The following is a 26,578-nucleotide window of genomic DNA, read 5'->3' as shown; positions in this document are numbered from 1 at the left end:
CCTTTTTCAGAAAATTTATACTATTATAATACTAAGTAATGTGAAAGTCTGCAAGTCTAATTGAAAAGTGATTATAATGCCGTTTTATTGGGAATTTTGATAATATGAAAGTAAATAAAAATCAAAGGAGTGTTATAAATGTCTGAACATGTTTATAATTTAACGCAACAACACCATTCTGTGCGTAAATTTAAAAATGAAAAAATTGATCGTGATGTCATTCGTAAATTAATTGAAGCAGGTCAAATGGCTTCGACTTCAAGTTATTTACAAACGACATCTTTTATTGGTGTTGAAGATGTGGAGAAAAAAGAAGCTTTACGAGAAGTATCAGGTCAACCTTATGTCGTTGAAAATGGTTATTTACTTGTATTTGTGATTGATTATTATCGTCATCAATTGATTAATGAAGCACGTGACGCAAATATGGAAGATAGCTTCCAATCTGCTGAAGGCTTATTAGTAGGCTCTGTAGATGCGGCGCTTGCGGCTCAAAATATCGCACTTACAGCAGAAGACATGGGTTATGGCATTGTTTATTTAGGTTCACTACGTAACAACAGTGAGCGTGTACGTGAAATCTTAGGATTACCTGAACATACATTCCCATTATTTGGTATGGCCTTAGGTGTGCCAGCTGATGATGAAAATGGTTCGCCAAAACCAAGATTGCCACTTGATCACGTATTTCACATTGATGGGTACCAAAAAGATAAAGAGACACAACTCGAGCAACTTAAAGATTATGACCAAACTGTATCGAAATATTATAGCGACCGTACTAATGGTGCGCGTACTGAGACATGGTCAGAACAAATTGCCGGCTTTATGAGTAGTAAACAACGTCTTGAAATGTTAGATTGGTTACAAATGTCAGGATTTAATAAAAAATAATCATAAAAAAGCTAGTAAGATGTAAGCTGTGTGCTTCATCCTACTAGCTTTTTATTTCGCTCATATTAATGTTGAGATGTTAACTCGTTATAGTCATTAGATTTAAATGTATCTTGATTTAATTGTTTTGTTAATTTTGCTGTTCCAGTTCCAGCTAAAATTGAGTCATTAACATTAAGGGCTGTACGTCCCATATCAATCAGTGGTTCAACTGAGATAAGTACACCCGCTAATCCAACTGGTAAGTTCAATGCAGAAAGGACAAGGATAGATGCGAATGTTGCACCACCACCAACTCCGGCTACACCAAATGAACTTAAAACCACTACAATGACTAATGTTGCGATGAATTGTAAGTTAATATCAACACCAGCAATTGGTGCGACCATAATAGCAAGCATCGCTGGATAAATCCCCGCACAACCATTTTGTCCAATAGATAAACCAAATGAACCTGAGAAGTTCGCAATGGATTGTGGTACACCTAAGCGATTTGTTTGAGTTTGAATGTTTAACGGTAAGGCACCCGCACTTGAACGAGAAGTGAAGGCAAATATGATAACTTCAGCTGTTTTCTTCATATATTGAATTGGATTAATACGTAAAGCAACTAAAATAATTAAATGAATGAGATACATTGTAATTAAAGCTGCATATGAAGCGATAACAAATTTACCGAGTGTCCAAATCGCACCAAAGTCACTTGTCGCCATTGTGTTAATCATAATGGCCAAGATACCATAAGGTGTTAGACGTAAAACAAACGTTACAATTGACATCACAAGTGCATACACTGCATCGATACCGCGTTTTAACAGATGACCTTTTTCAGGTTGTTTACGTGAAACGCGTAAGTACGCAAAACCGATGAATGCTGCGAAAATCACAACAGCAATTGTAGATGTTGCACGAGCACCTGTGAAATCTAAGAATGGATTTGCAGGTAAGAGCTCTAAAATTTGTGCCGGTAACGTTGTTGCTGTTAACTCTTTAGCAGTATTTGTAATCTCGCTGCTTCTTGCATTTTCAGCTTGACCTAAATCAATATTTGAAGCGTCAAGACCGAAAATTAAGGCATAAATAATACCGACAATAGCAGCAATGGTAACAGTACCAATTAAAAAGACAAAGATTAAGCTACCGACTTTGGCAAACTTTTCTCCAATGTCTATTTTTGTAAATGCTGCTACTATCGATATAAATACTAGTGGAATAACAATCATTTGCAGTAACGAGATATACCCATTTCCGATGATACCGATCCACTCTGTAGTTTGAGTTGTGACTTTACTGTCCGACCCATAAATAAGATGTAAGATTAAACCTAAAATAATACCAAGACCTAGCGCTAAAAATACACGCTTAGGAAATTTTACATGTTTTTTAGCCATCATTGCTAAGCCGGCTATGGCTAATACAAAGATAGCTAAGTTGATAATAATAAATAGAATAGACATAAAAACACGCTTCCTTTTAATTCCGATTTATATTATAAGAATAATGGGAAGCGTATATAAAATCAAGAAAAATTTTTTTGTTGTATACGATTATGGTGTGAAAGGCGCAAGTGTTGCGTGCGCTTTTGTATCGCCGTCTATGAGTTTAGCCATTAATTCTCCGACGATAGGAGAAAGTAAAATTCCATTTCTATAATGACCGGTTGTTACATATAAGTTCGGGCGCACTGTGCCCATTATCGGTACTTCATCAGGTGTAATAGGTCTAATTCCTGTCCAAGATTTGATTGTGTGACTATGTGCCAGTTCAGGAATCATGCGTTGACTTTCTCTATCTAACCATTTGATATTGTCATCATTATTTTCAGTACTCCAATTATCGAATTCAGATGTGGCACCAATTAAAAATCGATTTGGTTTTTTGGGAACGATATAGCACCCATTCACATTAAAAATTGTCTCTTTAAGACCGTTATAATCTGACGCTATTAATTTGACATCTCCTTTAACCGGATGAGTAGGAAGTTGAATATCCAAATGGTTAAGTAACGCGCCACTCCAGGCACCAGCTGCAATGATTAACTCATCCGCCTTGATGTCGCCTTTAGAGGTTTGAACAGTATAACCTTCATTTTCTTTGAGAATGCCATAAGTCTCAGTATGTGTCATCAATGATACTGATGGACGTTTGAGTACCGATTGTATCAGTGCTTGAGTATAAATATTAGCGTTAATTTGACCATCATCTTGTATTTTAAATGCAGCACTTTGGTCTAAATCAAGATGAGGAAAACGCTTTGTCATTTCCGATGAAGAAAGTGCTTTAATTGAGTGATCATGAGATTGTAAAAATGCGAGTTGCTTTTCTAAAGTAGGGATGTCTTTGAGATTCGATGCCACTTTAATCAAACCATACTTTTGATATTCAATGTCCATACCAGTTTCTCGTTGTAACGCTTGTGCTGTTTCTGGCATCATTTCACGACTCTTCATAGCGAGTCGGTAAAGGGACGTATCTTCGAAAAATTCATTTTGTGCACCTAACATTCCACCAGCTGCATACGATGCGTTCATACGAGGAGTCGAGCGATCAATAATTTGGACGTTTCGATGTGTGGTCTCCAGCTGACGTGCAATAGATAACCCCATTACACCTGCACCGATGATGACAGTTTGTAACATAAAAAAGCCTCCTACCAATGTTAGAGGGCAGGAGGTTATATGAAGATTGAAATTGATTCATGACCATACCTAGATGATACTAAATAGTATGTTTAAAGCTTCCCTTCGTTGGTTCTAACCACTTCAGGTTCAAAGAGTTAAGAATCTTCTTTCTCAGCTCACCTCGAGCACCCCTAGCACTGTATTAAGTTTATAATTCATAATCAATTATAAAACTCGAAAGTGAGGGATGTAAAGTTTAGCCACCGAATAAACGTTGTAGGAAGCCTTTTTTCTCATTGCGCTCAATCGTATGCGCAAGTGCTTTATGTTGTTGTGCTTGTGATTCAATCGTTTGTTGTGTTTGATTCATTTGTTCAGTGTGTTGCTTTTGAGCTTCAGTAATCGTTGCAAGTGATTGATTGCTTGTTTCAAGTTGTTGTTTAAGTTGATTATGTAATGCTTTAAGCTCTTCTTGTTGTTGATGAACTTGTGAAACCATTTGACCAAGCATTTGACGTTCTTCACGCATTTGTCGAATTTCATTTTGTAGTTCGTTTAAAAGGTGAGGGACTTGTTGGTCGCTTGGTAGATTCTGATTATCTTCTTTCACAATCACTTGTAAGAAATCTTTTTCTTTTTCTAGTTCTTCAAAAGCAAGTTCATAACTATTAGTACGTCCAACGCGTTCAGCGATTTCTTGGAATAATGAGATATCGTCTTCTTGGAAATCTGTAGCTTCACGGCCACGGTATTCAGTTTTTTGAAGGTGATAGCCTCTTTCTTCTAAATGTTGGACAATCTTACGGACTTGCTTCTCACTTAAGCCTGTTCGTTCGGCAAACTCTTTAGTTAGCATAAGTCAGGATCCTTTCTAAGTCTATTTTTTAGACAAACGGCAGAGTGCGTTCAGTGAGCCGTGAGTCTTACCTTTACATTATTGTAACGGCTTTAAAGACTGATTTCAAGGGGTTAGTCATCTATCTCTTTACGTAAATCCATTTTAACTAATAACGGGTAGATGATTTTTCGAGGTAACCGATTAGCAAAAACATATTTTAAGATATAGCAAGATTTAATACTCGCGCCATAAATATCTTTCGTTAAAGGTACATTAGATTTAATATAGAGTTCTAACGGGACAGGCTTGCCATTCCGATTTAGAGATGGTTGCACGTAGTTAATGACAGTTTGCTTTTCAAAATCATGTTGAAGTAAAAAGCGACGTCTAAAGGCAATATCCGCAGCAGTCTCATTATCTACATTGGGTGACTCGAATGTTGATTCAAACATGAAGAAATTCACATCACGACCATGTAATTGATGAGCTAAGGCGTTAATGCCTAATTCAACTTCTTCAAGTGTCTCTTTTAAATACGCTTCACACTCAGGCCCTTTATCAGCAATTAAATAAATAATAAATCCAGCATTCGTCGTTGCTTCATAATGAGCCGTGGCAAAGCTCACAACTTTATCATTTTCCACGCCTACTAAAAAGACATAATCATTTTGTGTTTTTTCAGTTTTTAAAGATTGAACAAAAACAGATTCGTCTTCTGTCACAAGTGGATCGAGTTTACCGCGATAGAATTCCATTGCGGGTTTGTACCACTGATCTTGCGTTGATTTTATCTGTACAAATTCCATTGATATCCCCCTCTCATTATTTCATTTAGTATAGCATATCGAATTACAGACGTTGTGGTGCAAACTATCTTTTAGTTAGAGAGAAGAGGAAAATTTACATACAAAAAGAGGTTAAGTTCAAGCAACTTTCTTAGAATATATCATGATATTCTCAAGCTTCTCTCTTAACCTCTAGTGTATTAATGTAAATATTATTCAATGTCGCCTTTATGTTCTGATGGTTTATGATTGCGATCAATTTCAGTGTCTTGGTATGCGGCGTTGTTTGCAACTTCACCGTTTTTAATGTTATCTTTTTGACCGATGATCACAATCTTGTTGTTAGAAATGTCTTGCTTTAAGTCTTCTTTGTCGTTGTCATTGAAATTGTAGCGTGTTAGTACAGCTTCTTCCGCATCTTCACCAATAAAGAATCGCATAAATTTATCACTAATTGTTGCATTCGTTGATTTATGTTGAATTTGTGAGTCATTAAAGCGATCAGTTTTTAATTTTTCACGGCTAATTACAGTAATTTCATTTTCGTTGTATCCATTTCTTAAAAATGATTCAACAATTTTAATTGCTTCTTCTTCATTACGAGCTACTTCAAATTTTGTCATTTTCTAGCGCCTCCTTGATAGCATCCATGATTATATTTACCCGCTTTTAAGAAGTTAAAACGGTTTCAAAAACGTTTATAAAGATATTAACGATATACCGTTAATTTACATAAATTTCTGAATTTAATCAATATAACACAATGGTGTTGCGCTTCTTTTATAAATTTGCTATTATCGGTTAATAATTTAGATACTCATATAATCTGAAGAATATGGCTTTAGAAGTTTCTACCATGTCGCCTTAAACGACGTGACTATGAGTAATTGTTATAGTTATGAGCGCTAAAATTAGCTCAATTCATATTTACATTCAAATAATGTATATATTCGGTATAAGCATTTTAGCGTTATTCAACAATTGCATGACGATTACTCTTAGTGAGGTTGAGACATAAAGGTTTGTGTTCTGGGAGACCATAACAGATACTCTAAAAGCTAGGATTGATGTGGAGTTTAATGATATTCATTTAAATTCATGAATATGATTAATATCTATGTTTACGCTTAGTATTTCAGTCTTAGCCTTTTTTTGTACCTAATTTTATCAAGGAGGAATCGTCGTGCATAGTTTAAGTGAGAAAGTACTTCAAGACGGCGTAGTGATTGACGAATCTATCCTTAAAGTCGATAGTTTTTTAAATCATCAAATTGATCCAATGTTAATGGATGAAGTCAGTCAGACGTTTTACGAGCAGTTTAAAAATTCAGGTGTGACTAAAATCTTAACGATTGAAGCATCTGGTATTGCACCTTCTATAATGGTTGCACATCGCTTTAAAGTGCCTTGTCTTTTTGCGAAAAAAGCAAAACCAAGCACTATAACACAAGGGAGTTACCAAACAGATGTGCATTCATTCACTAAAAATCAAACTAATACTATTGTTGTATCTGATTCGTATTTATCAGAGGATGACAACGTATTGATTATTGATGATTTTTTAGCAAATGGTGAGGCTGCGCTCGGTTTAAACCGTCTTGTTCAGGCAGCAGGTGCAACGACTGTTGGTGTTGGCATTCTTGTTGAAAAAAGCTTTCAACCTGGGCGTCAACGATTGGAAGAAGCAGGTCTTAATGTGATGTCATTATGCCGTGTCGCTTCCCTTAAAAACAATCAAATCACACTTGTAGGAGATATGTAAGTATGAAATCGTTTCTGTTAAGTTTACAACATCTTTTAGCGATGTATGCAGGTGCGATTTTAGTACCTATCATTGTAGGGACCAGCTTAGGATTTTCTGCCTCACAAATAGCATATCTTGTCACTGCAGATATTTTCATGTGTGGTGTTGCAACGTTTCTACAAGTTTATCGTGGTGTCGGTATTGGTTTACCTGTTGTGTTAGGGTGTACCTTTACAGCAGTTGCGCCAATGATATTAATTGGTCAGACTAAAGGAATTGATGTTTTATACGGTTCTCTTTTTGCATCAGGAATTTTAGTCGTTATTGTAGCACCATTTTTTGCATCACTAATCCGATTTTTCCCACCTGTTGTAACAGGAAGCGTTGTAACAATTATTGGTATTACATTAATGCCTGTTGCAATGAATTATATTGCTGGTGGTGAAGGGTCTAAAAATTACGGAGATCCGAAAAATATTGCCTTAGGATTTACAACACTGATTGTGATTTTAGTCATCCAGCGCTTTACAAAAGGTTTTATTAAGTCGATTGCCATCTTAATTGGACTGATTGTAGGTACAGTAATATCAAGTGCTTTCGGGCTCGTGAGCCTATCTGAAGTCCAATCGGCACACTGGTTCGAATTACCAAGACCGTTTAGATTCACAGGTTTCGCCTTTGATATTGGTGCGATTATTGTATTTTTTATCGTTGCGCTCGTGAGTTTGATTGAATCAACGGGTGTCTATCAAGCATTAAGTGAAATCACAGGTCGCGAACTCATCCGAAAAGATTTTCGTAAAGGGTATATGGCTGAAGGTATCGCTATTATGCTCGGTGCAATTTTCAATGCGTTTCCGTATACGGCATATTCTCAAAATGTCGGATTAGTTTCACTTTCAGGTGTTAAAAAGAATAATGTCATCTACGGTATGGTGATACTGCTCATCATCTGTGGATGTATTCCTAAACTCGGTGCATTGGCAAATGTAATTCCACTCCCTGTTTTAGGCGGTGCAATGTTAGCGATGTTTGGAATGGTTATGGCTTATGGGATGCGCATTTTAAATGAAATCAACTTTAAAAATCAAAATAACTTACTCATTATCGCTATCTCTGTAGGCCTCGGCGCAGGGGTAACAGCAGTACCCGAAGCCTTTGAAGCTTTGGGCGAACAATTTGCATGGTTTACGCAAAATGGCATCGTATTAGGTACAATTTCAGCAATTATCTTGAATTTATTTTTTAATGGTATAAACTATCAACAAAATGAAGAAAATGTGAAATAATAAAACTATCAATTTGAATGGAGGCTGTAAAAAAATGTGGGAAAACAAGTTTGTGAAAGAAGCATTAACTTTTGACGATGTATTATTAATTCCAGCTGAGTCTAACGTATTACCAAAAGAAGTGGATTTAAGTGTTGAGTTATCAGATAAGATTAAATTAAACATTCCAGTCATCTCAGCAGGGATGGATACTGTTACAGAATCTAAAATGGCGATTGCGATGGCTAGACAAGGTGGTTTAGGTGTAATTCATAAAAATATGAGTATTGAGCACCAAGCTGATGAAGTTCAAAAAGTAAAACGTTCAGAAAATGGTGTCATCACAGATCCATTTTTCTTAACACCAGAAGAAAGTGTATATGAAGCAGAAGCGTTAATGGGTAAATATCGCATTTCAGGTGTACCGATTGTTGAAAATAAAGATACACGTAAACTTGTAGGTATTCTTACAAATCGTGACTTACGCTTCATTGAAGATTTCTCAATTAAAATTTCTGATGTTATGACAAAAGAAGATTTAATTACAGCTCCAGTTGGTACAACGCTTGAAGAAGCAGAAAAAATATTACAAGACCATAAAATTGAAAAATTACCACTTGTTGAAAACGATGTGCTTCAAGGTTTAATTACAATTAAAGATATCGAAAAAGTACACGAATATCCGTATTCTGCAAAAGACAGCCATGGCCGTTTATTAGTAGCAGCAGCAATTGGTATTTCTAAAGACACAGACATTCGTGCAGAAAAACTTGTTGAAGCGGGTGTAGATGCTTTAGTTATCGATACAGCACACGGTCACTCTCGCGGTGTTATCGAACAAGTGAAAAATATTAAAGGTAAATATCCAGACATCACTGTGATTGCAGGTAACGTTGCGACTGCAGAAGCAACAAAAGCACTATATGAAGCAGGTGCAGATGTTGTTAAAGTTGGTATCGGACCTGGTTCAATTTGTACAACACGTGTCGTTGCAGGTGTAGGTGTACCACAAATTACAGCAGTTTACGATTGTGCTACAGAAGCACGTAAACATGGTAAAACAATTATCGCTGACGGTGGTATCAAGTTTTCAGGAGATATCGTTAAAGCCCTTGCAGCAGGTGGTCATGCCGTTATGTTAGGTAGCTTACTTGCAGGTACAGAAGAAAGTCCAGGACTTGTTGAAATGTTCCAAGGCCGTCAATATAAAGTTTATCGCGGTATGGGTTCATTAGGCGCAATGGAAAGTGGTTCAAACGATCGTTATTTCCAAGAAGACAAAGTACCTAAAAAATATGTACCAGAAGGTGTAGAAGGTCGTATCGATTACAAAGGACCATTACAAGATACAATTTATCAACTTATCGGCGGCGTGAAGAGTGGTATGGGTTACACAGGCTCAAAAGACTTAAAAGCGTTACGTGAAGAAGCACAATTTACAAAAATGAGTGCGGCTGGTTTAGTTGAAAGTCACCCACACGATGTTCAAATCACTAAAGAATCACCAAACTACTCATATTAATGGAATAAAGGAGTAATTACGCGTATGGAAATGGCAAAAGAACAAGAGCTTATTCTTGTCTTAGATTTTGGGAGTCAATACAACCAATTAATTACACGTCGTATCCGTGAAATCGGCGTTTACAGTGAATTGCATGATCACGAAATCTCAATTGACGAAATCAAAAAAATGAATCCAAAAGGCATTATCCTGTCAGGTGGACCAAACTCTGTATATGAAGAGAATGCATTTACCATAGATCCAGAAATTTATAACTTAGGTGTACCGATTTTAGGAATTTGCTATGGTATGCAGCTCACTACAAAATTATTAGGTGGTAAAGTAGAACGTGCGAACCAACGTGAATATGGAAAAGCAACGATTAATGCGAAGTCTGATGAATTATTCTTTGGCTTACCTGAAGAACAAACAGTTTGGATGAGCCACTCTGATAAAGTGATTGATATTCCAGAAGGATTCGAAGTGATTGCAGATAGTCCAAGCACACAATATGCTGCAATTGAAGATAAAAAGCGTCGCATTTATGGCGTACAATTTCATCCAGAAGTGCGTCATACGGAATTTGGTAATGACTTATTACGTAACTTTGTACGTCGTGTATGTCAATGTACAGGCGAATGGACAATGGAAAACTTTATCGATATTGAAGTCGAAAAAATCCGTGAGCGCGTTGGTGATCGCAAAGTGTTATGTGCAATGAGTGGTGGCGTAGACTCATCTGTCGTTGCAGTGTTATTACACAAAGCGATTGGTGACCAACTCACTTGTATCTTTGTAGATCATGGTCTTTTACGTAAAGGTGAAGGCGATATGGTTATGGAACAATTCGGTGAAGGTTTCAACATGAATATCATTCGCGTTAATGCAAAAGACCGTTTCATGTCTAAACTTAAAGGCGTATCAGATCCAGAACAAAAACGTAAAATCATTGGTAATGAGTTTGTGTATGTGTTTGACGATGAAGCATCAAAATTGAAAGGTGTCGATTTCTTAGCACAAGGTACACTTTATACAGATGTTATTGAGTCAGGTACTAAAACAGCACAAACGATTAAATCACACCACAATGTAGGTGGATTACCTGAAGACATGGAATTCGAATTAATTGAACCAATCAACACACTATTTAAAGATGAAGTACGTGCGCTTGGTATTGAATTAGGGATTCCAGAACATTTAGTATGGCGTCAACCATTCCCAGGCCCAGGGCTTGGTATTCGTGTCTTAGGTGAAATCACTGAAGACAAACTTGAAATTGTACGTGAATCTGATGCAATTTTACGCGAAGTGATTCGTGAAGAAGGTTTAGAACGTGAAATTTGGCAATACTTTACAGTACTCCCAGATATTCGTTCAGTCGGCGTGATGGGTGATTATCGTACGTATGACTACACAATCGGAATCCGTGCTGTCACATCTATCGATGGTATGACAAGTGACTTTGCACGTATTGACTGGGAAGTCTTACAAAAAATCTCAACACGTATCGTGAATGAAGTCGATCACGTTAACCGTGTAGTATATGATATTACTTCAAAACCACCAAGTACTATAGAATGGGAATAACAATATGAAAATAAATAACCCTTTAACTAATGGTTAGAGGGTTATTTTTATGGGTTCTCCGTCAAATAGAACTGTTCAATTTAATTAAGGGACTAAACCATTTGACGTTGTTAATCTCTTTAAAATATTTATTTTCATCTTTAATATTAAGTGTTTTTGATATAAAACAGTTCATGGCGCATGATCTCATTTATTAGGGTTTGGTCACTTTCAATAATAGAGGTCATTGCGCCTTTTTGCATCTAAAAAGTAAAAAATTGAACTAGCAACATTTGTAATTTAAATGTCACCAGTTCGATCTATTCTAAAATCATTTATTATAGAACATAGCTAGGAGTGTTATACCAATGGCAATGATTAGAGAGACATTGATATGGATTACTTTATTATTACTTAGTATTATTAACACAATTTCATTTATATTAATTAAAGATACATTATTAAATATCCCATTGTGGCTATCGTGGTTACTTTTTTTAGGTATGACAATTATTATGATACTAATGCTTTTATTTAGAAAGTATTTACAAACAAAATATAAAACATATGAATTTATTAGTAATGATGATTTAAACTTAAAATCAAATGAGTACTTTTTTCAATTCCCCCTCTATGTAGTAGATGACCAAGTAATTCCTGTATACGGGGTGGAGAATATAACATTTACTCCTACATTTTATAATAAAAAGCATAAATTTATGAGCTTATTTGGGTTTTTTCCCATGTATAGCACTTATTTGAATTCTGAAAATAATGAAGTTAAAATTATTCCAAAAAGTGTTTTTCCACTTAGATATAAATACAATGTATATTTAAATAAAAAAAATATAGGTATCTTTGAAATGAGAAAACTTTTTAAGGATAAAGGGATTAAACAACAATTACCTTATGATTTCAAATCTGACAGTGTAAATTATTCATTTAATAACGCTTATATGAGTACGTATACTACTATTTCAAATACAAAAGGTGAAGTAGTGGTTCGATCAAATAGAAGTATTTTGGATTTCTCTAAAAATAAAAGTACAAAGAAACGCGGAGAAAAGCATACTATCACATTTACTAATGATCATCATTGTTTAGAACTACTGTTAGCGCTATATATACAAACTATTATAAACAAGCAAACTCAAAGAGCATCATAGAGAAGTTATTTTACGAAAAATTTCTAATGTATGTTAATAATGATTATTATAGGATTACGATGTTTAAATTAAGAATAGATGTACCAAAATAGTACAATTAATCTGTAATAAGCTGCTATTTATATCTTACTTATTGAATGAAAATAGTTTTTTGATATATGTAATAGGTTTCTGGTGGGGAGTTGATATTGAATTTAAGATTTAGTTCACAGAAAATACATCTATGACAATATAAAGTATGATAAACTAAATATATTCTTATAGAGAAATGTAATTATAATAATGGTAAAAACAATATACATAATTTATGGAACATTCAAAAGCTTATATATTTATTAAGAGTAGATACAGAGTTTGTTATTTTACAAGAACTAATGGTTTACCCTAATACTAAAAATCATGGTATTACAATAGCTTTAAATACTGTAAGACATAGTAGTAAATACATTTATTCATAGGGGGATGTAAATATTGAAAATAAATAATTATTCATTAAAAATTAAGAGGAAAAGTTTAATTGATAATTGTACTTTAAACTTCTACCCTGGTTACGTTAATCATATTGTTGGTAAAAATGGTGTGGGAAAATCACAATTAGCAAAAGACTTTGTATTAAATAATAGTGGTAATATCCCTAAAACTATTACAAATAAAACTACTTTAATTTCTAGCTTCTCTAATATTCCGACAGATATAACAAAGAAAGATTTGTTGAAGTTATTACAAACTAAATTTCCAGCATCAGCTCAAACATTTACTGAAATCATTGAAGTACTTAATATTAAAGAGATACCATCTAACGTATTGATTAAAAATCTAAGTGATGGTCAAAAGCAAAAACTTAAATTCTTAAGCTTTTTATTAGAAGATAATGAAATAATTATTTTAGACGAAGTGACCAATGCATTAGATAAGAAAACAGTTAATGAGATTTACAATTTTTTAAATAAATTTATACATAATGACAAATCTAAACTTATAGTTAATATTACTCATAATTTATCAGACTTAAGCAATGTACCGGGGAAATATTTTATGTTCAGAAATCGCCAAATAGAAGAATATTTATCTAAAGATCAATTAATAGAAGATTATATTAATCTATAAAAAGGGGTGTAAATATTGAAATTAGAATTTAAAAAGAGTATCTCAAATAAAATAATATTGACATTAGGAATTTTATTTATTTTTCTTTTTTTATTAGGTTATTTTCTACCAGTTGGAATAGACAAAGTTAATAACTTAAGTTATAGTCAGTATTTTTTTAGTGCTTATACTGTTGCAACAGAGTTTGGTTTTTTATTTTTCTCTTTTATTATTGCATATTTTATAAATAAAGAGTATTCAAATAGTAACACGCTTTTTTATAAACTTATAGGTGATAATATTTTTTCATTTTTTTACAAAAAAGTTGCGATACTATTTTTCGAATGTTTTATTTTTATATTCTTAGGTATCACTATTATTTCTTTGGTTTACTCTAATTTTTCACATTATTTTCTTTTGTTAATTTTATTTTCATTAGTTATTTTTCAATATATATTAATTGTTGGTACTATTAGTCTTATTTCTCCTAACGTATTGATAAGTATTGGTATAAGTATTATTTACTGGATTGGCTCTATAATATTAGTAGCTATTAATAAAAATATTTTTGGTGTTATTGCACCGTTTGAAGCTAGTAATACTATGTATATGTCTATAGATCAAATACTTAGTAATAAAATGATGATGATTACTTCACATGATGTATGGACAATAATTTTGTTCTTTATTCTCATTATAACGGTTAACTCTATAACATTGGTTTTAGCAAAAAAGAGATGGTTAAAATTAGGTATGTAAATTTAATTTTCTAGGGCGTTACATATAAATCTAGTGTTAAATATATTAGCGTTTATGTAATTATATATTTTAATTAGTTAGTTTGTTTTGGCAAAGAGCAAAAAAGGTTCTATCTAATGGTGTTATAGTGAAGTTTCACACTACACCCATTGATAGAACCTTTTTGTCACCAAGACAGTTAATTAAAAAACAGTGTGTTCTGTTATAAATTAGATTTTTAGACATTTTACAATCAACCTTGGAGTATAAGATGATATATTGGTTCATTTATAATCGGTTTTAAGCATTGATTGCTATGCTGTATTGAATTTGATGCGATATGAGATTTGAGGATCAATAACGCTTTTGTAAGGGTATTGATTGACTAATTCACAATTACGATAAGCGTTTTGATATTGATGAGAATGATACCACATTTTGAAGTGTAATTCCGTATCCCATAAAGTGATGATAAGATAATAATCATCAGGCTTTTGAGGTCTTAGGATTCTTAATGCAACAAACCCTTCTAAATCTTCAAGTTGCTCATCTACATCAATGAATTTAGATTCAAATTCATCTGCTTTATTATTAATGACTTTAATATAATTTAAAACGCAAAACGTTTGTTTTTTTAATTGACCGACACTTTCTAAGACAGAATATGTCTTCCATTCGTTATTTTTATAAATTGTAATATCTTGATTTTCACTAATGATATACAATTTATCTTGATGGCATAAGTTCATAAGCTATACCTCCTTACACATTAATGTAATACCCACTATAAACAGGGTCTAAAGCGGCATTTTTAATTTATTTTTAATTCTATATCATCATTATCAAAACGGTTGAAACTGAGTATGTAAATAGTATCTTTTTAATATTTTGGAGATATAGCATAAAAAAATAGTTGTATAACTTAAAAACCCGAGACATTCAAGTAAAAGTGAATGCCCCGGGTTTTTATATGTTGCTAAAGTGTTTCATGTCTTTAGAAGTATTCAATTATTTGTTAAATAAACCAGTGAAGAATTCTACAGCTTTTTTAATTAAGTCAACGATGAATGTCATGTGAACTCACCTCCTGTAGTTGATTTAATGTTATTATATCGGCAATTTTGAACTTTTAGGGCGATTTTTCGTACTTTAATAAAATAAACGCTTATGTGTCTTTAAAGTGACAAATTTCAGACAGTTAGGATGACTTAAATGTCTAAATTATGAAAAAACATATATTTTGTTGAAAGTGAAAGCGTTTTTAATAAAGCTATTGACTTTTACAGTAAGACGCGTTAATGTGAGATGAATCACAAAATAAAGTGATAGTGAATTTAACACTAATTATGATTAATTTTAATTTAAAATAAATATTGGGAGGTTCTCATCAATGGGTAACACAGATTTGAAGCGAAATTTAGGTTTTTTCGCGGCACTTTCTATTGTCATGGGATCGGTGATTGGCTCGGGTGTCTTCTTTAAAATTTCCAATATTACCGAAGTGACAGGATCGACAAGTTTAACAATGTTCGTTTGGTTCTTTGGAGGATTAATCACAATTTGTGCAGGATTGACAGGAGCGGAATTGGCTGCTGCTATTCCTGAAACAGGTGGTTTAACGAAATATATTGAGTATACGTATGGTAACTTTTGGGGCTTTTTATCAGGTTGGGCTCAAAGTTTTATTTATTTTCCAGCTAATATCGCAGCGCTCGCTATTGTTTTTGCGACACAAATCGTCAATCTCTTTCAAATCGCGCCCCAATACATTGTACCAATAGCTATCATTAGTGCGGTTTCAATATTAATTATTAACTGTATGGGATCACGTGCTGCAGATACTTTGCAAAAGGCAACGTTAATCATTAAGCTGATTCCTATTATTATTATCGTGATTGCAGGCGCATTTCAAGACAATGATGTAGCATTTTCATTATTTCCAATTGAAAATGGTACACAATCAGGATTTTTCACTGCACTAGGTAGTGGTTTACTTGCGACAATGTTTGCGTATGATGGTTGGATTCATGTTGGAAATATTGCTGGTGAGCTTAAACGTCCTAAAAAAGATTTACCATTGGCAATTGCACTAGGTATTGGTTGTATTATGGTAGTGTATTTATTAATTAATGCTACATTTTTAATGACATTACCAATATCACATGTAGCTGGAAATTTAAATGCTGCAAGTGATGCATCTATAGCGTTATTTGGTCAAAATGGTGGAAAAATCATCACGCTTGGTATATTAGTTTCTGTATATGGTACAATGAATGGCTATATGATGACAGGCATGCGTATTCCATATGCAATGGCTGAATTAAAACAACTGCCATTCCAGAAATTATTCTTAAGTTTAACGAAAGCAGGTGCACCATGGTTAAGTGGTGTGGTGCAAGTAGTTATTGCGGTATTTATGATGCTATTAGGTGCGTTTGATACGATTACAAATATGTTGATTTTCGTGATTTGGACGTTCTATAGTATGGCTTTTGTAGCAGTTATTATCTTAAGAAAACGTGAACCTGAGATGCAACGACCTTACAAAGTGCCACTTTATCCGGTGGTACCACTTATCGCATTAGTATCTGGGATTTTTGTGTTAATCAATACGCTATTCACACAACCAGTCTTAGCATTAACAGGTATTATCATAACACTTACAGGTATACCGATTTATCTTTATCAAATGAAGAAACAAAGCTCATAGTAATTAAGGATAGAGCACTAACACATATGGAAAAGGTGTTAGATGCTCTATCTTTTTATGTTAAAAACTAAAAAATAAGTTTAGGTTGATTTAAACGCAAGTGCTTTCTTAACTTTTTTGTTTATGTTACTGTTGATAATGGTGTGTTCGTAAATTTTGGATAAAGGAGTGTGTAGAGGTGCAATTTATAAAAGTTTTTTGTGTAACGTTCTTATTAAGTTTGATAGGCTTTTTTGTTGGCGGACTCGTAGCGCATGATGTTGCATGGCTTCATATTTTAAGTTTATCTTTCTTACTAAGTCTTTTAGTAACATGGTCAGTAAATCCTATCACGCCTTTTACATTGCGTGGCCATACAAATGAAGAACATCATACGTTTTAAAAATAAATATAAATCGTTTAAGAGGAAGTTGGACGTGGTAAACACGAACCGCTACCTCTATTTTTATGTTTAGAAAAGGAGAATAAGTATGATTGATGTTATTTCTGCGATTGGTTCGATTGGGACATTTATCATGGCACTTTTTTATTTCATTTCGGTATCAGTGCAACTGTATCAAATGAAGATGAGTTTTTTACCGGCACTTGGGTTTAATCAAATCTTGATGACGCGTGACGGTAATCGATTAACGTTAAAAAATACGACCAATCAAGACACACCTGAGTTGGGGGATGACTTTTTAAAACTTTACAATTTAGGTGCTGGTGCAGCGAAACAAATTGTTATTCAAATTTACTTGAATGGTGGAGAGTTACTACAAGAGAAGTATATTAGTATTTTGCCAAGTAAAGAAAGTTATTTACTGCCGATTAATGAGGATGTCTTTCACGAATTAGATCGTACCATTGAAAATAATGGATATGAAGCGGATTTACAAATTAACATTAAATATAAACATAATGTCAGTCGTAAAACGCAAGAAATTAACTTAAATAGTAAGATTGATATTTTCAATCGTTATCATGAAACAGCGGTTTACGAATTACAATTTGTACAAGCTAATTAAAAGTAAGATATAGCCTGAGATTGGAATGATGATCATGTCCTTGAATAGAGAGGGTGGTCTTCCAATCTCAAGCTATTTTTTTAATTTTGCAGTTGCAGTGCGTTTTGATGATGATGTGATAGCAGTGTGTATGCCATTTCAATGTAAGGCATTTTGAGTTGATGGCGTGTTGCAGCTCGATAAATATAGCCTTGTATAGCGTCCACTTCTAACGGTTGGTTGTTAATGATGTCATAATACATACTTGTCCCCATTTGATCCGGATATCCTTGATAAATCTTCATAATATCTTTCACTATGGATTGAGAGAATGGAATACCTTCATGTTGTGCTATAGCCACACCTTCTTGTAATAAGTGTTCACATAATTGTACCATGGCTTTATTTTTGAGCACTTGTGCAGTGTCACGACTTAGTGCGGTGATAGTATTAATCCCTAAATTAACAAGTAATTTATACCATATTTTATGTTCGATTTCATTTTCTAAGTGTAAGATTAACTGTGTATGTGCAAGGGTTTCAGCCAGTTGTTCTGTAATGTGATCACGTTGAATGTGTAGCACTTGATCTCTAAAGTGAGTCACGTGATTGCCTTGTTTTTGACCGCTAATATAAACTACTGCTTGATAAACGCGATAAGGTGCGAATTGTTGTAAATTTTGATATCCATTTTGTGCGAGAATGATACACGTCTTGTCATGAGTCATATGTGGTAGATAAGGCAAAACGCTATCAAGTTGATAAGTTTTGACGGCAATGAAAATGACATCATAGCGTTCAGTAGTTTTAGGTAATGCTTGTACAGCTATTGATTGTGTTTCTGAAGTTTTTGCTTCTTCATAGATTAATGTGGTTGCACGTCGTCCTAGCAAAGTCACATGTGGATAGTCCTGTAACGCGACAGCAAGAGACGTTCCGACAGCGCCTGGTCCGATGATTGCAATTTTAGTCATATCATTTCTTCCTCGTTCCGTTTTTGTTTATACTATTTGTTGTATGATAGTATAACAAAAAGGGTGAAACTGTGTGAAAACTTTAAGTAATATTCAACAAATGAAACAAGATGGCGAAAAGATATCAATGGTAACAGCTTATGATTACCCAAGCGCTAAACAAGTGGAACAAGCTAATATTGATATGATTCTTGTTGGAGATTCATTAGGCATGACGGTGCTTGGCTATGAGAGTACAGTAGATGTGACATTAGAAGATATGATTCATCATAGCCGTGCTGTGCGTCGAGGTGCACCAGATACGTTTGTTGTGGTAGATATGCCTTTTGGTACAGTCGGTGTCGATCCAACGACAGATATACAAAATGCGATTCAATTATATCAAACAAGTCGTGGAAATGCGTTGAAAGTTGAGGGTGCGCATCTTACACAATTTATTGCACAAGCAACAGCAATGGGGATTCCAATTGTGTCGCATCTTGGTCTTACACCGCAAAGTGTAGGTGTGATGGGCTATAAATTACAAGGAGCTACAAAAGAAGCGGCTACACAATTGATTGAAGATGCTAAAGCGGCAGAACGTGCAGGTGCCGTAGCGCTCGTAGTAGAAGCAATACCAAGTGATTTAGCTCGAGCTATTAGTTCACAATTAACGATTCCAGTTATTGGTATTGGTGCAGGAAAAGATACCGATGGCCAAGTGTTAGTGTATCATGACATGCTTAATTACGGTGTTGATCGTCATGCTAAATTTGTGAAACAATATGAGGATTTCTCAGTTGGTGTCGCTGCGCTAGAACAATATCATAGCGAAGTAAAACGTGGCGCCTTCCCATCTGAAGCATACACATATAAGAAACAAATTATGAGTGAGGTAGACGCATGACACAAGTCGTAACAACTATACAAGAAATGCAACAACGGACAACACAACATCGTTTAGAAGGTAAAACAATTGGTTTTGTTCCTACAATGGGGGCATTACATGAAGGGCATCTTACAATGATGCAACAATCGATTCATGAAAATGACATTACTGTTATCAGTGTATTCGTAAATCCGCTTCAATTTGGTCCACACGAAGATTTTGATGCCTACCCGAGACAAATTGAGCAAGACGTTGCAGCTGTCGAAGCGATTGGTGTTGATTATGTCTTTTATCCGACAATAGAAGAAATGTATCCGGATGAATTAGGAATCACATTAAAAGTAGGCCGTCTTGCGGAAGTGTTAGAAGGTGCAAAACGTCCGGGGCACTTTGAAGGTGTGGTAACAGTTGTGAATAAATTATTTAACATCGTACAACCGCATCATGCTTATTTTGGAAAAAAAGATGCGCAACAACTTGCAATTGTTGAAAAAATGGTTCAAGACTTTAATCATCCAGTACAGATACATGGTGTCGATATCGTTCGAGAAGCAGATGGTCTGGCAAAAAGCTCTAGAAATGTCTATTTAACACCAAAAGAACGTGAAGAAGCTGTACATTTGCATCAGAGCTTGTTACGCGCGCATCAATTATATATGCAAGGTGAGCGAGAAAGCCAAGTCATTGTTGACGCGATTACAAATTATTTAAAAACACATACAAGTGGGCGTATCGAAGAAGTTGCGGTGTATAGCTATCCAGAACTTGAAGAACAACACTATATCGAAGGTCGTATTTTTATTTCATTAGCGGTAAAATTTTCAAAAGCCCGACTGATTGATAATATCATCATTGACCCTAATGACAGATAAGTATCACACATTGAACCGAGCACATGTGATTGAAAAATCCGTGTAAATGCATTATGATGAAGCAATCAAAATACTTTGGAGATGAAAAAAGAATGATTAGAACAATGATGAACGCTAAAATTCATCGTGCCCGTGTCACAGAATCAAATTTAAATTATGTTGGTAGCATCACAATTGATTCAGATATATTAGACGCTGTTGATATTTTACCGAATGAAAAAGTGGCTATTGTGAATAACAACAATGGTGCGCGCTTTGAAACTTATGTGATTGCAGGAGAACGCGGAAGTGGTAAAATTTGTTTAAACGGTGCGGCTTCAAGATTAGTAGAAGTAGGCGATGTAGTCATTATCATGACATACGCACAACTCGATGAAAAAGAGTTACTCACACATAGTCCAAAAGTTGCCGTGATGAATGAAGATAACCAAATTGTTCAAATGATTACAGAAAAAGAAAATACAATAGTTCAATAAAAAGATACTCACTATGTTTGAATTTTGAATTGAGTATTAAGAAGCTAATTTGACGTATATCCTCATAAAGAGACGTAACGTCAATTTAGCTTCTTTTTTAATATCATTTGATTCCATATTAAGTTAATGAAAGCGGTTAATTCAACGTTTTTATAGTTATTGTTACAACTTTTCAACAATTAAATCTATTAAATATTTATATTTTTACATGTTTTTGATTGTCATTTTAGATTCAATGTGACATACTTTTTATAAATAGTATGACATAATAAATATGAGGTGTTAAAAATGACTAAATATGTGTATGCTTTTGATGAAGGTCAAAAAGATATGAAAGATTTACTTGGAGGGAAAGGGGCTAACTTATCTGAAATGAAACGCTTAAGCCTACCTGTTCCAGATGGCTTTACCATTACTACAGAAGCGTGTATTAATTATTTAAAACAAGGTGAAACATTATCAGATGAAGTAGTTCAACAACTTGCTGATCAATTAGAAGCATTTTCGTTACGTACAGGAAAAGCTTTTTCTTCAGACGAGCAGTTGTTATTAGTATCTGTACGTAGTGGTGCTAAAATCTCTATGCCGGGTATGATGGATACTATTTTAAACCTAGGATTAAATGATGATAACGTGAAAAAGCTTGCTGAAAAAACAGGCGATGCACGTTTTGCTTATGATTGTTACCGTCGTTTATTACAAATGTTCGGTGAAGTCGTATATGGTATTCCAATGACTGCATTTGATACATACTTTAATACGTTTAAACAAGAACACAATTATACGAATGACGCAGATATTTCAGCGGAAGGGCTTCAAGACATTTGTGAGCATTATAAAACGATTTATCTTGAAGAAGTGCGTAAACCATTCCCACAAGATCCTCAAAAGCAATTGCTTGAAGCGGTAGAAGCCGTATTTAAATCGTGGGATAACGATCGTGCACGTGTATATCGTGATCTCAATGATATCCCACATACAATTGGAACTGCTGTAAATGTTCAAGAAATGGTGTTTGGTAATAGTGGTTCAAATAGTGGTACAGGTGTTGCGTTCACACGTGATCCGGGTACAGGTGAAAATAAATTATTTGGTGAGTATTTACTGAATGCGCAAGGGGAAGACGTTGTAGCAGGGATTCGTACACCGCAAGATATTTCAACGTTAAAAGATCAAATGCCTCACGTGCATCAAGAATTTGTAGATGTATCCAAACGACTTGAGACACATTATAAAGATATGCAAGATATTGAATTCACTATTGAAAATGGTAAGTTATATTTATTACAAACCCGTAACGGTAAACGCACAGCTAAAGCGGCAATTAATATCGCGGTTGATTTGGTTGAAGAGGGTATCTTAACCAAAGCAGAAGCCATTACTAAAGTCGATGTTAAATCGATTGATACGTTATTACATCCTACATTCAAACCAGAAGCACTTGAAGCAGCAGAAGTGATTTCAAAAGCAGGTTTACCTGCAAGTCCAGGTGCAGCTACAGGACATATTGTCTTCTCAGCGGAAACGGCCAAGTTACGTGCAGAAAGTGGCGAAAAAGTTATTTTAATGCGTCCGGAAACGTCTCCTGAAGATATTGAAGGGATGATTGCGAGTGAAGCGATCGTCACGACTCATGGAGGTATGACATCGCATGCGGCAGTTGTTGCACGTGGTATGGGTAAATGTTGTGTAACAGGATGTTCTGATCTTGAAATCAATACAACTGCGAAAACGGTGACATACCAAGGCAAAACATTAAACGAAAATGATATGATTTCAGTCGATGGTGCGAAAGGAGATATTTATCTTGGCGAGATCGCAACGACTAACGCAGAGCACAGTCCATCGTTTGATCAACTAATGCAATGGTCAGAAGAGATTGCACGTTTAAATGTACGCATGAATGCAGAAACAAAGTCAGATATTGAAATGGGCTATCAATTTAATGCAAAAGGGATTGGACTTGTACGTACTGAGCATATGTTCTTTGGTGCAGAACGTCTCGTTGAAATGCGACGTTTCATCTTATCGAGTGACGATGCAACACGTATCGAAGCTTTAAATAAAATTCGTGAAAACCAAACAGAAGACTTCGAACAAATCTTCCGTTTATCAGGTGAACGTCCAACGATTGTGCGTTTATTAGATCCACCGCTTCATGAGTTTTTACCGCGATCTGCTGAAGAGATGACGAGTGTTGCGCAACAATTATCAATTTCTGAGAGAGAATTGAAGCAACGCATGGACGAATTACATGAGACTAACCCAATGTTAGGCCACCGCGGTTGTCGTCTTGCAATTACGTATCCAGAATTATATGTGATGCAAACAGAAGCCATGATGGGTAGTGTGGCACGTCTCAAACAAGAAGGTATCACATGTCAGCCTGAAATTATGATACCACTTGTATCAACAGTGGAAGAGTTTAATATTTTAAAATCACAAATTACAGACACGATAACAGAATTAGAATCACAACATGGGAAACTGCCACATCTTATCGGAACAATGATTGAAACACCGCGTGCATGTATGATTGCTGGTCAATTAGCTAAAGTGTGTGACTTCTTTAGTTTCGGTACAAACGATTTAACACAACTCACATATGGCTTTTCACGTGATGATGCGGGTAAATTTATTAATGACTATATCAATCAAGAGATATTACCAATCGATCCGTTCCAAACGATTGATGTTGATGGTGTTGGCGCATTAATACGTATGGCTGTTGAGCAAGCTAAAGCACAAAACACATCACTTAAAATTGGTGTATGTGGTGAGTTAGGTGGCGATCCAAAATCTATCCACTTCTTTAATGGACTTGACATTGACTATGTATCTTGTTCACCATTTAGAGTACCAGGCGCAATTTTAGCGACTGCACAAAGTGAAGTGGAAAGTGGGAGATAATGTGGCAGAACGTCAATTAAGTATTTTCATCGTATCAGACTCATTAGGGGAAACAGCACAACGTATGGTGCATGCGGTGATGAGTCAATTTCCAGATCTTGAACAAGTGGAAGTAAAGAAATTCTCATTTATTAAGGATAAATCAGAATTAATTCAAGTTCTCGATTTAGCGAAAGCACGTGAGGCAATAGTGGTTACGACACTTGCTTTAAAAACGTATCAACTTGCAGGTCAAGCCTATGCTAAAGAACATGGGATTCAATATGTAGATTATATGTCGCCACTTATGTCTATCGTAGAAGAGAAATCTGGCATCACACCAACTGAAGAAACAGGTATGATTCGTAAGTTGGATGAGGAGTATTTTAGACGTATTGAAGCGATAGAATACTCAGTAAAATATGATGATGGTAAGCATTTTACAGATATTGGAGAAGCGGATGCTTTAATTGTTGGGGTGTCACGTACTTCGAAAACACCGCTTAGTATGTATTTAGCGAATAAAGGATATAAAATAGCGAATATACCGCTTGTTCCAGAAGTAGACATTCCTGAGTCTGTGTATCAACATCCGAACTTGAAAGTATTCGGACTGACAGCAAGTCCTCAATATATTATGAACATCCGAACTGAGCGTGTGAAAACGTTAGGGATTACAGGACGAGCGAATTACAATGACTTAGCGCGCATCAAAAAAGAACTTGCTTATGCGGAAGAGGTATTTAAAAAATTAAATGCTACAGTGATTAACACTGAATATCGCTCTATTGAAGAATCGGCCTTTTATATCGAGAAATTTTTACCGAAATATCATTAAAAATAAAGCCTGATGTGCAACGTGACACATCAGGCTTTTGTCATAACAGCTATTTAATTCGACGTCCACGATTATTTGTAGTTGGGACTAGGAAATATAGTACTGCAAAAACTACAACTGAAATAAATGTTACAGTCGCTGTGAAGCTAGGACTAAGTTGAAATAACACAGAAGACAATGCGCATAACGTGCTCAAAATGATTACGATAAGATATACAATTTCCTTTGCTTTTTGAGTCATTTTTATTCACCTCTTTGTTCACTTTAATCATACCAAAACCACTCCAACATGCAATATGTAAATACATTATTCCCTTTTTACATTAAAAGTATATATGCTATTGCGAAGGTGTTTATATTATGGTATATTAACCACAATTGAGCGAAAATACTTTATCGCTTTAAAGTGTAACGGAGGTGTGACTGTGTCGAAGCAATCACAATGGAAAACGTCAACCGGATTTATTCTGGCAAGTGCTGGATCTGCTATTGGACTAGGGGCAATGTGGAAATTCCCTTATATGGCGGGTTTATATGGCGGTGGTGCGTTTTTATTAATGTTTTTAATCTTCACGATTTTAATTGGCCTCCCTTTATTAGTAATGGAGTTTACTGTAGGGAAAATAGGACGTACATATACGACAGAAATATATGGAAAACTCACGAATCGTAAGTGGCTGAATATTATCGGGTGGAACGGTAATATTGCTGTTTTTGTATTGTTTGGGTTTTATAGCGTAATCGGCGGATGGATTATTATTTATATTAGTATCGTATTGATGCAATTGCTACATGTGCTCCCTCAAAGTTTAAGTGACATCCATTTTGAATCTATTATTAGCAACCCAGTTTATACTGTTTTAGGACAATTTATTTTCATTAGTATCACTTGTGCAATCGTGATGCTTGGTGTAGAAAAAGGACTAGAAAAAGCATCAAAAGTGATGATTCCGTTATTATTTATCTTTTTATTAGTAGTTGTAGGTAAAGCTTTATCGCTTGAAGGTGCAATGGAAGGGGTTAAATATTTATTAGAACCTCGAATTTCAGAGATTACTATGGAGTCTATGCTATTTGCGTTAGGACAATCATTTTTTGCTTTATCTTTAGGAACCACAGGGATGATTACGTATGCGAGTTATGCACCTAAAGCAATGACTATTAAATCATCAGCATTAACGATTGTCATTATGAATATTTTTATTTCTATTCTTGCAGGACTTGCAATTTTCCCAGCACTCAAAGCATTTGGATATCAACCTCAAGAAGGTCCTGGATTGCTGTTTAAAGTGTTGCCTTTAGTGTTTGAGAAAATGCAGTTTGGAACATTATTTTATGTGATATTTTTAATTTTATTCTTATTCGCTGCTTTAACCTCATCCATCTCATTATTAGAACTTAATGTTTCTAATTTGACGCAAAATGATAATTCAAAACGCTTAAAAGTATCGATATGGGTGAGTATTGCAGTGTTTATCATTAGTGTCCCAGCCATGTTATCGTTTAGTGCTTTAAGTCACTTTACGTTTGGGGCAGGTACGATTTTTGATAATATGGACTACTTAGTATCGAATATTTTAATGCCACTTGGCGCATTAGCAACGACTTTGGTGGTTGGACAATTGTTAGATCGACAACAACTTAAACAAGGTTTTGGTGCGGACCGATTCAAATTATTTTATCCATGGTACGTGCTTGTTAAGTATGTGTTACCATTGATTATATTACTCGTTTTTGTTTTGCAACTTATCTAAGAAC

The 26,578-nt window shown here is 34.8% G+C and carries 26 protein-coding genes and 2 riboswitches; of the genes, 17 read left to right on the top strand and 9 right to left on the bottom strand.

The genetic code is table 11. The annotated features are described in order from the left end of the window. The first annotated feature begins 138 nt into the window (after positions 1 to 138). Positions 139 to 894, top strand: coding sequence for an oxygen-insensitive NADPH nitroreductase (gene nfsA / locus HHH54_RS05440; protein ID WP_198617825.1), 756 nt, complete (start codon positions 139 to 141; stop codon positions 892 to 894). A 65-nt stretch (positions 895 to 959) separates the two neighbouring features. Here the strand turns inward: nfsA and HHH54_RS05435 are convergent, their stop codons facing one another. From HHH54_RS05435 to HHH54_RS05415, 5 genes are all read right to left on the bottom strand, one after another. After that, positions 960 to 2,351, bottom strand: coding sequence for an L-cystine transporter (locus HHH54_RS05435; protein WP_198617824.1), 1,392 nt, complete (start codon positions 2,349 to 2,351; stop codon positions 960 to 962). 90 nt (positions 2,352 to 2,441) lie between these two features. Beyond that, on the bottom strand, positions 2,442 to 3,533 hold the full coding sequence (gene thiO / locus HHH54_RS05430) for a glycine oxidase ThiO (protein WP_198617823.1): 1,092 nt from the start codon (positions 3,531 to 3,533) through the stop codon (positions 2,442 to 2,444). A gap of 83 nt (positions 3,534 to 3,616) precedes the next feature. Next, positions 3,617 to 3,718: riboswitch (TPP riboswitch) on the bottom strand. 53 nt (positions 3,719 to 3,771) lie between these two features. After that, positions 3,772 to 4,371: a DNA-binding protein gene (locus HHH54_RS05425; RefSeq protein WP_198617822.1), complete on the bottom strand. Its 600-nt coding sequence runs from the start codon at positions 4,369 to 4,371 to the stop codon at positions 3,772 to 3,774. Between the two features lie 113 nt (positions 4,372 to 4,484). Further along, a complete protein-coding gene (locus HHH54_RS05420; RefSeq protein ID WP_198617821.1) occupies positions 4,485 to 5,159 on the bottom strand; it encodes a hypothetical protein in 675 nt (224 codons plus the stop codon). Between the two features lie 191 nt (positions 5,160 to 5,350). Next, the gene (locus tag HHH54_RS05415) at positions 5,351 to 5,761 is read right to left on the bottom strand and encodes a general stress protein (protein ID WP_198617820.1); all 411 of its coding nucleotides are present in this window, start codon (positions 5,759 to 5,761) and stop codon (positions 5,351 to 5,353) included. 174 nt (positions 5,762 to 5,935) lie between these two features. Beyond that, a riboswitch (purine riboswitch) is annotated at positions 5,936 to 6,038 on the top strand. Positions 6,039 to 6,321: 283 nt separating this feature from the next. Between HHH54_RS05415 and xpt the strand changes: the two genes are divergently transcribed. From xpt to yydJ, 7 genes are all read left to right on the top strand, one after another. Continuing rightward, the gene (gene xpt / locus HHH54_RS05410; protein ID WP_198617819.1) at positions 6,322 to 6,900 is read left to right on the top strand and encodes a xanthine phosphoribosyltransferase; all 579 of its coding nucleotides are present in this window, start codon (positions 6,322 to 6,324) and stop codon (positions 6,898 to 6,900) included. A gap of 2 nt (positions 6,901 to 6,902) precedes the next feature. Further along, positions 6,903 to 8,171, top strand: coding sequence for a xanthine permease PbuX (gene pbuX, locus HHH54_RS05405; protein ID WP_198617818.1), 1,269 nt, complete (start codon positions 6,903 to 6,905; stop codon positions 8,169 to 8,171). 34 nt (positions 8,172 to 8,205) lie between these two features. Beyond that, positions 8,206 to 9,672 carry an IMP dehydrogenase gene (gene guaB, locus HHH54_RS05400; RefSeq protein WP_198617817.1) on the top strand — a complete coding sequence of 489 codons (1,467 nt, stop codon included), beginning with the start codon at positions 8,206 to 8,208 and terminating at the stop codon, positions 9,670 to 9,672. A gap of 24 nt (positions 9,673 to 9,696) precedes the next feature. After that, on the top strand, positions 9,697 to 11,238 hold the full coding sequence (guaA, locus tag HHH54_RS05395; RefSeq protein ID WP_198617816.1) for a glutamine-hydrolyzing GMP synthase: 1,542 nt from the start codon (positions 9,697 to 9,699) through the stop codon (positions 11,236 to 11,238). Positions 11,239 to 11,585: 347 nt separating this feature from the next. Then, positions 11,586 to 12,383, top strand: coding sequence for a hypothetical protein (locus HHH54_RS05390; protein ID WP_198617815.1), 798 nt, complete (start codon positions 11,586 to 11,588; stop codon positions 12,381 to 12,383). A 471-nt stretch (positions 12,384 to 12,854) separates the two neighbouring features. Next, positions 12,855 to 13,490 carry a YydI family epipeptide exporter ATP-binding subunit gene (gene yydI, locus HHH54_RS05385; RefSeq protein WP_198617814.1) on the top strand — a complete coding sequence of 212 codons (636 nt, stop codon included), beginning with the start codon at positions 12,855 to 12,857 and terminating at the stop codon, positions 13,488 to 13,490. A gap of 15 nt (positions 13,491 to 13,505) precedes the next feature. Further along, positions 13,506 to 14,228, top strand: a complete 723-nt coding sequence (yydJ, locus tag HHH54_RS05380; protein WP_198617813.1) for a YydJ family epipeptide exporter permease subunit — start codon at positions 13,506 to 13,508, stop codon at positions 14,226 to 14,228. A 293-nt stretch (positions 14,229 to 14,521) separates the two neighbouring features. Here yydJ and HHH54_RS05375 read toward each other — a convergent pair whose 3' ends face one another. Further along, on the bottom strand, positions 14,522 to 14,956 hold the full coding sequence (locus HHH54_RS05375) for an antibiotic biosynthesis monooxygenase family protein (RefSeq protein WP_198617812.1): 435 nt from the start codon (positions 14,954 to 14,956) through the stop codon (positions 14,522 to 14,524). A 259-nt stretch (positions 14,957 to 15,215) separates the two neighbouring features. Then, entirely contained in the window at positions 15,216 to 15,281 is a 66-nt protein-coding gene (locus tag HHH54_RS11520) for an epsilon family phenol-soluble modulin (protein WP_198617853.1), read from the bottom strand. Positions 15,282 to 15,597: 316 nt separating this feature from the next. Here HHH54_RS11520 and HHH54_RS05365 point away from each other — a divergent pair, with 316 nt between their 5' ends. From HHH54_RS05365 to HHH54_RS05355, 3 genes are all read left to right on the top strand, one after another. Then, positions 15,598 to 16,917, top strand: coding sequence for an APC family permease (locus HHH54_RS05365; protein WP_198617811.1), 1,320 nt, complete (start codon positions 15,598 to 15,600; stop codon positions 16,915 to 16,917). 178 nt (positions 16,918 to 17,095) lie between these two features. Further along, the gene (locus HHH54_RS05360; protein ID WP_198617810.1) at positions 17,096 to 17,299 is read left to right on the top strand and encodes a hypothetical protein; all 204 of its coding nucleotides are present in this window, start codon (positions 17,096 to 17,098) and stop codon (positions 17,297 to 17,299) included. A gap of 88 nt (positions 17,300 to 17,387) precedes the next feature. Next, entirely contained in the window at positions 17,388 to 17,924 is a 537-nt protein-coding gene (locus tag HHH54_RS05355) for a hypothetical protein (RefSeq protein ID WP_198617809.1), read from the top strand. 80 nt (positions 17,925 to 18,004) lie between these two features. On the opposite strand, the gene HHH54_RS05350 is transcribed toward HHH54_RS05355, so the two are convergent. Further along, positions 18,005 to 18,877: an oxidoreductase gene (locus HHH54_RS05350; RefSeq protein WP_198617808.1), complete on the bottom strand. Its 873-nt coding sequence runs from the start codon at positions 18,875 to 18,877 to the stop codon at positions 18,005 to 18,007. A gap of 73 nt (positions 18,878 to 18,950) precedes the next feature. Between HHH54_RS05350 and panB the strand changes: the two genes are divergently transcribed. From panB to HHH54_RS05325, 5 genes are all read left to right on the top strand, one after another. Further along, complete coding sequence (panB, locus tag HHH54_RS05345; RefSeq protein WP_198617807.1) at positions 18,951 to 19,763, top strand: 3-methyl-2-oxobutanoate hydroxymethyltransferase; 813 nt, start codon at positions 18,951 to 18,953, stop codon at positions 19,761 to 19,763. Further along, positions 19,760 to 20,617: a pantoate--beta-alanine ligase gene (gene panC, locus HHH54_RS05340; RefSeq protein WP_198617806.1), complete on the top strand. Its 858-nt coding sequence runs from the start codon at positions 19,760 to 19,762 to the stop codon at positions 20,615 to 20,617. Before panB ends, panC begins: the two co-directional genes overlap by 4 nt. A 92-nt stretch (positions 20,618 to 20,709) precedes the next feature. Then, on the top strand, positions 20,710 to 21,093 hold the full coding sequence (gene panD / locus HHH54_RS05335) for an aspartate 1-decarboxylase (RefSeq protein WP_198617805.1): 384 nt from the start codon (positions 20,710 to 20,712) through the stop codon (positions 21,091 to 21,093). Positions 21,094 to 21,381: 288 nt separating this feature from the next. Continuing rightward, complete coding sequence (gene ppdK / locus HHH54_RS05330) at positions 21,382 to 24,003, top strand: pyruvate, phosphate dikinase (RefSeq protein WP_198617804.1); 2,622 nt, start codon at positions 21,382 to 21,384, stop codon at positions 24,001 to 24,003. Then, positions 23,993 to 24,820 carry a pyruvate, water dikinase regulatory protein gene (locus HHH54_RS05325; protein ID WP_198617803.1) on the top strand — a complete coding sequence of 276 codons (828 nt, stop codon included), beginning with the start codon at positions 23,993 to 23,995 and terminating at the stop codon, positions 24,818 to 24,820. Before ppdK ends, HHH54_RS05325 begins: the two co-directional genes overlap by 11 nt. A 49-nt stretch (positions 24,821 to 24,869) precedes the next feature. On the opposite strand, the gene HHH54_RS05320 is transcribed toward HHH54_RS05325, so the two are convergent. Then, positions 24,870 to 25,061: a hypothetical protein gene (locus HHH54_RS05320; protein WP_198617802.1), complete on the bottom strand. Its 192-nt coding sequence runs from the start codon at positions 25,059 to 25,061 to the stop codon at positions 24,870 to 24,872. A 184-nt stretch (positions 25,062 to 25,245) separates the two neighbouring features. Between HHH54_RS05320 and HHH54_RS05315 the strand changes: the two genes are divergently transcribed. Continuing rightward, complete coding sequence (locus tag HHH54_RS05315; RefSeq protein ID WP_198617801.1) at positions 25,246 to 26,574, top strand: sodium-dependent transporter; 1,329 nt, start codon at positions 25,246 to 25,248, stop codon at positions 26,572 to 26,574. The last annotated feature ends 4 nt before the right edge of the window (positions 26,575 to 26,578 follow it).

Origin of the sequence: Staphylococcus canis (genome assembly GCF_016238445.1) — a bacterium.
Lineage (GTDB): Bacteria > Bacillota > Bacilli > Staphylococcales > Staphylococcaceae > Staphylococcus > Staphylococcus canis.
Note: the sequence above shows the minus strand (reverse complement) of the source record. Positions and strands in the feature narration are given on the sequence as shown.

Bases quoted from the DNA above. Each gene is read 5' to 3' on its own strand.
- nfsA (WP_198617825.1), top strand. From the start codon at position 139: ATGTCTGAACATGTTTATAATTTAACGCAACAACACCATTCTGTGCGT.
- HHH54_RS05435 (WP_198617824.1), bottom strand. From the start codon at position 2,351: ATGTCTATTCTATTTATTATTATCAACTTAGCTATCTTTGTATTAGCC.
- thiO (WP_198617823.1), bottom strand. From the start codon at position 3,533: ATGTTACAAACTGTCATCATCGGTGCAGGTGTAATGGGGTTATCTATT.
- HHH54_RS05425 (WP_198617822.1), bottom strand. From the start codon at position 4,371: ATGCTAACTAAAGAGTTTGCCGAACGAACAGGCTTAAGTGAGAAGCAA.
- HHH54_RS05420 (WP_198617821.1), bottom strand. From the start codon at position 5,159: ATGGAATTTGTACAGATAAAATCAACGCAAGATCAGTGGTACAAACCC.
- HHH54_RS05415 (WP_198617820.1), bottom strand. From the start codon at position 5,761: ATGACAAAATTTGAAGTAGCTCGTAATGAAGAAGAAGCAATTAAAATT.
- pbuX (WP_198617818.1), top strand. From the start codon at position 6,903: ATGAAATCGTTTCTGTTAAGTTTACAACATCTTTTAGCGATGTATGCA.
- guaB (WP_198617817.1), top strand. From the start codon at position 8,206: ATGTGGGAAAACAAGTTTGTGAAAGAAGCATTAACTTTTGACGATGTA.
- guaA (WP_198617816.1), top strand. From the start codon at position 9,697: ATGGAAATGGCAAAAGAACAAGAGCTTATTCTTGTCTTAGATTTTGGG.
- HHH54_RS05390 (WP_198617815.1), top strand. From the start codon at position 11,586: ATGGCAATGATTAGAGAGACATTGATATGGATTACTTTATTATTACTT.
- HHH54_RS05375 (WP_198617812.1), bottom strand. From the start codon at position 14,956: ATGAACTTATGCCATCAAGATAAATTGTATATCATTAGTGAAAATCAA.
- HHH54_RS05365 (WP_198617811.1), top strand. From the start codon at position 15,598: ATGGGTAACACAGATTTGAAGCGAAATTTAGGTTTTTTCGCGGCACTT.
- HHH54_RS05355 (WP_198617809.1), top strand. From the start codon at position 17,388: ATGATTGATGTTATTTCTGCGATTGGTTCGATTGGGACATTTATCATG.
- HHH54_RS05350 (WP_198617808.1), bottom strand. From the start codon at position 18,877: ATGACTAAAATTGCAATCATCGGACCAGGCGCTGTCGGAACGTCTCTT.
- panC (WP_198617806.1), top strand. From the start codon at position 19,760: ATGACACAAGTCGTAACAACTATACAAGAAATGCAACAACGGACAACA.
- panD (WP_198617805.1), top strand. From the start codon at position 20,710: ATGATTAGAACAATGATGAACGCTAAAATTCATCGTGCCCGTGTCACA.
- ppdK (WP_198617804.1), top strand. From the start codon at position 21,382: ATGACTAAATATGTGTATGCTTTTGATGAAGGTCAAAAAGATATGAAA.
- HHH54_RS05320 (WP_198617802.1), bottom strand. From the start codon at position 25,061: ATGACTCAAAAAGCAAAGGAAATTGTATATCTTATCGTAATCATTTTG.